The organism is Streptomyces fuscigenes, assembly GCF_021556455.1.
GTDB lineage: Bacteria > Actinomycetota > Actinomycetes > Streptomycetales > Streptomycetaceae > Streptomyces > Streptomyces fuscigenes.
The window spans coordinates 1-3,182 of sequence record NZ_JAKGCV010000552.1; the positions used below are offsets into that span (position 1 = coordinate 1).

Consider the following 3,182-nt stretch of genomic DNA (forward strand, 5'->3'; position numbering starts at 1 on the left):
GTACGCGCCGCCGCGGCCGGCCGTCCGCGGACCGGCCCCGCCGGCGGTCGCGACCCGGGGCCGCGAGCGCCATCCGGCGCTGCGGGCCAAGGGCCGCTCAGCCCGCGACCGCCTCGTAGATGCTGAAGCCGGCGAGCGCGACCATCACCAGCGCGGCGATCTTGGTGATCAGCCGCAACGGCACGTGCTTCATGAGCGTCCGGCCGCCGAGGATGCCGAGGCCGCCCACGGCCCACAGCCCGAGGACCGCGCCGATGCCGACGGACACGGGACTGTCGTAGCGGGCCGCGAGGTTGGCGGTCATGATCTGGGTCAGGTCGCCGAACTCGGCCACCAGGATGAGCATGAAGCCGGCCCCCGCCACCTTCCAGAAGGACTGGTCGGCGGGCGGCTTGATCTCCTCGTCCTCCTCCTCGGTCTTCTTGAACAGGAGGACCGCCGCGCCCGCGAGGAAGAGCGCGGCCACCACCCCCTGCACGAGCCGGTGGGGCAGCAGGGTCAGGACGCTGCCGGCCGCGATGGCCAGCGCGACATGGACGGTGAAGGCCGCCGCGACCCCCACGAACACGTACGAGGCCCGGTAGCGGGTCCCCAGCATCAGGCCGGCGAGAGCAGTCTTGTCCGGCAGTTCGGCAAGGAAGATCACGCCGAAGACGATCGCCATGACGGTGAAACTGATCACTGGTCGTTTTCCTCAATCGGTCGGGCGCACCGCACCGAGAGGCGAATCGCACGAAGGAACGACCACGTCGGCACGGCAGCGTCGTCGGACCCCCGGCGGGCATGCCGGTGGTGGCACCACAAACACTGCGGCCGAAGGTCTCGCTGACACACCGCGCGAGCGGTCGTCCCCGGGCGCCGGCCAGGTCAGGAACGTGTTCCTGGGCCCAGCAGCATGTCGACGGTCCGGCGTAGAGCTACTCCCCTTCTGCACCCACCACCCTACGTCACGGCGCGTTCGGGCCGCCCCGCCCGGGCGGCCGGGGTGGCCCGGATCACGCACGCCCTCTTGTCCCTGACGTGCACACGACGCCAAGCTGTCATCCGGCGACCGCTTCGCGGAAACCCCACTTCGCCACGCTGGCAGCCGAGTTGTCCTCCACACCCCCACCGAGGGAGTACACGCATGCCGCAGATCTACGCGCGTCACTCGCACCCCGCCCGTCCCGCCTCCCACGACGCCCGGCCCCGCACCCGCACCCGCACCCGCCGGGGCCTGCTGTCGGCCGGCGGCCTCGCCGCGGCGGCCGCCGCGCTCGTGACCGCGGCCGGGGTCCTCACGGCGCCGGCGGCGCAGGCCGCGCCGCCCACTCCGATCGCCGCCTCCACGGCACGCAGCTACCTGAGCGGGCTGACGGTCAAGGCGGAGGGCTCGACCAGCGGGTACAGCCGGGACAAGTTCCCGCACTGGATCATCCAGTCCGGCACCTGCGACACCCGGGAAGTCGTGCTCAAGCGCGACGGCACGGGCGTGAGCACCGACTCCGGCTGTGCCGCGACCGCCGGCACCTGGCACTCGGCCTACGACGGCGCCACCTGGACCGCGGCGTCGGACGTGGACATCGACCACGTGGTCCCGCTCGCGGAGGCCTGGCAGTCCGGCGCCTCGGCCTGGACGACCGCCCAGCGGCAGGCGTTCGCGAACGACCTCACCCGTCCGCAGCTGATCGCCGTCACCGACAACGTCAACGAGTCGAAGGGCGACCGCGACCCGGCGGAGTGGCTGCCGCCGAGCGCCTCGTACCACTGCACGTACGCGCGGATGTACGTGCAGGTGAAGCACTACTACGACCTGTCGGTCGACTCGGCGGAGAAGACGGCCCTGCAGGGCGTCCTCAACGGCTGCTGACCCCTGCCGACCCTGCCGGGCAGCGTCGACCGCCGCCGGCGGGGTCGGAGGCCGTCGACGACCTGCGGGCCGGGGCGGAGACCGGCGGCGGTGGACACCGGGTGCCGGACGCCGCGCGCCCGGCACCGGGCAACGGGCACGGCGGCGGCCCGAGAGCTCCGGCGGACACGCTCCCTTCGGCACCCCCGTGGTCGAAGGGAGCGCGTGCCGCGCCACCGTCCCGGACCTCCGGCGCAGCGGCCGACGGCCGTGCGGACCCGGCGGTCACCCGGGTGCGCACGGCGCCGGCCACCGCACGCGGCGGCCGGACGGGTCAGCAGTCCGGGACGCCCGCGATCTTCTCGCCGCCCTTGATGAACACGTTGCTCATGTACAACGCGTCACTTCCGCCGGGCAGTTCGACCAGGGACCACCAACTGCTCGTGCCCTGGGGCTCGGTGACCGTGTCGCCGGGCGTCTGGCAGATGTCGATCAGCTCGCCGGGTCCGAACTCGGCCGGCGAGGGAGCGGCGACGTGCGGCGCGTTGTGCAGGCGCACGTTGCTCGCCCAGACCGTCACCGGTACGCCGGGGTCGGCCGAGGCGGGACTCGCCGGCGCGGGGCCGGCCGAGGCGGACGCGGTGGGCACCAGCAGCGCGGCGGCCGCCGCCGCGGCGGTGACGAGGACGGCTGCCGCGCGCGGGCGGCGGGCCGCAGGGCGGCCGTGGATGCGGATCATGGGAACCCCGTTTCTGTCGTGCGGGCCGTGCGGCCCACTCGCGCGGTACACGTCCGGGGCGGGCCGCCCGTATGACACACCGCCATGTGGCGTGCGTCACAGATCATCCTCACACGCAGTCGGGTACCGCGCCCGCGTCGCGCGTCCGCACGCCGGGCAGCCAGCCCTTCAGGCCGTGGGGTCCGCGCACGCGGTACCAGCGGGCCGACGCGTGGCCCACCTCGTCGCGCACGGTCGTGCCCTCGACGGCGCAGCTCGCGGTGAGGCGGTCGCCGTTCCAGACCGCTCCCGCGCGGTTTCCGGGCGCCGCGTAACGGGCGTGCGGATCCACGGCGACGCGCAGCGCGCAGTTCGCGGTGCGGGGCTGCCGGCAGTCCCGCTCGACGTTGTAGACGGTGATGACCACCGGCCGCGACCCCGCCGGAGGGACCGGTCCGCCCCCGCCGTCCGGCCGTACGACGAGCCACGAGCCGAGCGCGACCGCCACGACCACGACCGCCGCGAGCACGGCGGCGAGGGGCCTGCCGGCGAGCCGGCGGCGCGGTGGTGCCTGCTCCGGCGCGGCGCGCACCCGCTCCCACAGACCGTGCGGCACGGCGATGGTGTCGTCCGCGG

General features: G+C 74.5%; 4 protein-coding genes. 1 reads left to right on the forward strand and 3 read right to left on the reverse strand.

What is annotated here, in order from left to right:
* Positions 1-97 precede the first annotated feature (97 nt).
* The gene (locus L1885_RS26110; RefSeq protein ID WP_235799628.1) at positions 98-682 is read right to left on the reverse strand and encodes a TMEM165/GDT1 family protein; all 585 of its coding nucleotides are present in this window, start codon (positions 680-682) and stop codon (positions 98-100) included.
* Between the two features lie 444 nt (positions 683-1,126).
* Here L1885_RS26110 and L1885_RS26115 point away from each other — a divergent pair, with 444 nt between their 5' ends.
* On the forward strand, positions 1,127-1,849 hold the full coding sequence (locus tag L1885_RS26115; protein WP_235799629.1) for an HNH endonuclease family protein: 723 nt from the start codon (positions 1,127-1,129) through the stop codon (positions 1,847-1,849).
* A 313-nt stretch (positions 1,850-2,162) separates the two neighbouring features.
* Here L1885_RS26115 and L1885_RS26120 read toward each other — a convergent pair whose 3' ends face one another.
* Both L1885_RS26120 and L1885_RS26125 read right to left on the reverse strand, forming a co-directional pair.
* Complete coding sequence (locus L1885_RS26120; RefSeq protein WP_235799630.1) at positions 2,163-2,567, reverse strand: peptidase M23; 405 nt, start codon at positions 2,565-2,567, stop codon at positions 2,163-2,165.
* A 109-nt stretch (positions 2,568-2,676) separates the two neighbouring features.
* On the reverse strand, positions 2,677-3,182 hold a 506-nt coding region (locus tag L1885_RS26125; RefSeq protein ID WP_235799631.1), incomplete at its 5' end, for a hypothetical protein.